The 2,433-nt window shown below is 74.1% G+C and carries 2 protein-coding genes; both read right to left on the bottom strand.

The window, feature by feature from the left end; all coding sequences use genetic code 11:
- The coding region (locus tag F8274_RS30470) for an endonuclease Q family protein (protein WP_225854051.1) at positions 1 to 1,441 on the bottom strand (1,441 nt) is incomplete at its 3' end.
- Positions 1,442 to 1,535: 94 nt separating this feature from the next.
- On the bottom strand, positions 1,536 to 2,433 hold an 898-nt coding region (locus F8274_RS30475), incomplete at its 5' end, for a metallophosphoesterase (RefSeq protein ID WP_151465834.1).

Consider the following 2,433-nt stretch of genomic DNA (forward strand, 5'->3'; position numbering starts at 1 on the left):
CGCGCAGCGGACGCCCGCGGAGCCGGCGGCGAAGGTCAGGGCGCCGCGCCCTGACCTTCGCCGCCGGCTCCGCGGGCGTCCGCTGCGCGGGCACGGGTACGTCGAAGAGCGTGTCCTGGCCGGTGCCCCCGGTCGACGACCCCAGCTCCGCCGGATCGAACAAGGTGATCACGCCGTACTCGCCGTCGTAGCCGGGCACCCGGCGCACCTCGCCGCGGCGCAGCCGGCCGATGCCCTCGGCGAGCAGCTCACCGCCGACCCGGCCGATCTCGTCGAGCGGGGTACGGGTCAGGATGTCCAGCTCCGGGCCGAGCGCGGCGATCAGCTCGTGGAGCTTCCCCTCGACCCTCTTGGAGCGGGCGCCCACCCGGTTCAGCTCGCCGAGGATCTCGGCCAGCGGCACGAGGTGGGTCACCTCCCGGGCGTGCGCCGGCCGGTGCCCCACGGGCCGGTCGGCCAACTCCTCGACCCGGCTCAGGACGCCGACCGTCAGCGGCTTCCCGCACTCCGGGCAGCGCCCGCCGGCCTCCCGCGTGCGTTCCGGGGACCAGTTCACCCCGCAGAGCCGGTGCCCGTCGGCGTGGTACTTGCCCTCCTCGGGGAAGAACTCGATGGTGCCGGCGAGCCCGTCGCCGGTGCGCAGCGCCTCGCGGATGGCGAAGTAGTCCCGCGCCGAGTCGAGGACGGTGGCCTCCCGGGCCAGTGCCGGCGGCGAGTGCGCGTCCGAGTTCGACACCAGCTGGTAGCGGTCCAGGCTGCCGACCCGCCAGTTCATCTCCGGGTCGGAGGAGAGGCCGGTCTCCACGGCGAAGATGTGCTCGGCCAGGTCGGCGTAGCAGTCGGCGATGGCGTCGAAGCCGGACTTCGAGCCGAGCGCGGAGAACCAGGGCGTCCAGATGTGCGCCGGGACCAGGTAGCCGTCCGGGCTGGCCTCCAGGGTGATCTCCAGCAGGTCGCGCGAGTCCAGCCCGAGGATCGGCCGGCCGTCCGAGCCCAGGTTGCCGATCCGCCCCAGGGCGGCGTTGAACCGGGCCACCGCGTCCAGGTCCGGCAGGTAGATGAGGTGGTGCACCTTCCGGGTCCGGTCGTCCCGCTTGTAGATCGTGGAGATCTCCACGCTGAGCATGAACCGGACCGGGTCCGCCTCCGCCGCGCTGGCCAGCCGGGGCGGCAGCCGCCGGGCGATGTCCCGCTCCGCCTCCGGGCTCAGCCGGTAGAGGCCGGGCTCGGCCGGGTGCAGGGTCTCGCGCAGGTGGTCGTACCAGGCGGGGTGGGTGAAGTCGCCGGTGCCGAGCACGCCGATGCCCTTGCGCCGGGCCCACCAGCCCAGGTTCGGCAGGGTCAGGTCACGGCTGCACGCGCGCGAGTACCTGGAGTGGATGTGCAGATCCGCGACGAACGACGGGAGGCCACCGGAGGGTACGGCGCTGAACGGAGGCACGCCGCATCCTGTCACGCCCGGTCCCCCGGCCGCCCGCCGCCACGCGTACGCGTGACGTGAGCAATGCGGTGCTGGACCGGGCGGCCCGGACGCGCTATGGGGCGCGCAGCTCGACCAGGGTCACCTGCGGTGGCGCGCCCACCCGGACCGGCGGGCCCCAGAAGCCGGCGCCGTTGGTGACATAGACCTTGGTGCCGTCCACCTCGCCCAGGCCGGAGACCACCGGCTGCTGGAGCTTCACCAGCAGGTTGAACGGGACCATCTGACCGCCGTGGGTGTGCCCGGAGAGCTGGAGGTCGACGCCGAACTTCGCGGCCTCGTGCGCGGCCACCGGCTGGTGGGCCAGCAGCACGACGGGGCGATCGGGGTCGCGGTCGCCGAGGGCGGCGGCGTAGTCGGCGGGGGCGGCCAGCCCGGTGCCGGCGGCGGTGACGTCGTTGACGCCGGCCAGGTCGAGAACGCCGCCCCGGGCCCGGATCTCCTGGCGTTCGTTCTGGAGCACCCGCAGGCCGAGCCGGTCCACCTCGCGCACCCATTCCTCCACACCGGAGTAGTACTCGTGGTTGCCGGTGACGAAGAAGCTGCCGTAGCGGGAGTGCAGGTCACGCAGCGGTTCCGCGGCCGGGCCCAGCTCGGCCACCGAGCCGTCGACCAGGTCACCGACGACCGCCACCAGGTCGGCGTCGAGCCGGTTGATCATCGCGACGATCCGCTCGGTGTGCGACCGGCCGCGCAGCGGCCCCAGGTGGATGTCCGAGACGGTGGCGATGCGCAGCCCGTCCATGGCGCGGGGCAGCTTGGCCAGCGGGATCTGCACCCGGTCCAGCCGGGGCGGTCCCATTGCGGTGCGCACGCCGTACCCGGTGACGCCCGCGGCGGTGAGCCCGGCGAAGATGGCGGCCCCCCGGGCGAGCAGCAACCGGCGGGACGGGTCGTGATCCGGCGCGGCGGGCGTCACCGGGTACGGCGTGCGCACCGCAATGGGACCGCCC

The sequence above is a fragment of the Micromonospora sp. AMSO31t genome (assembly GCF_008868175.1).
GTDB lineage: Bacteria > Actinomycetota > Actinomycetes > Mycobacteriales > Micromonosporaceae > Micromonospora.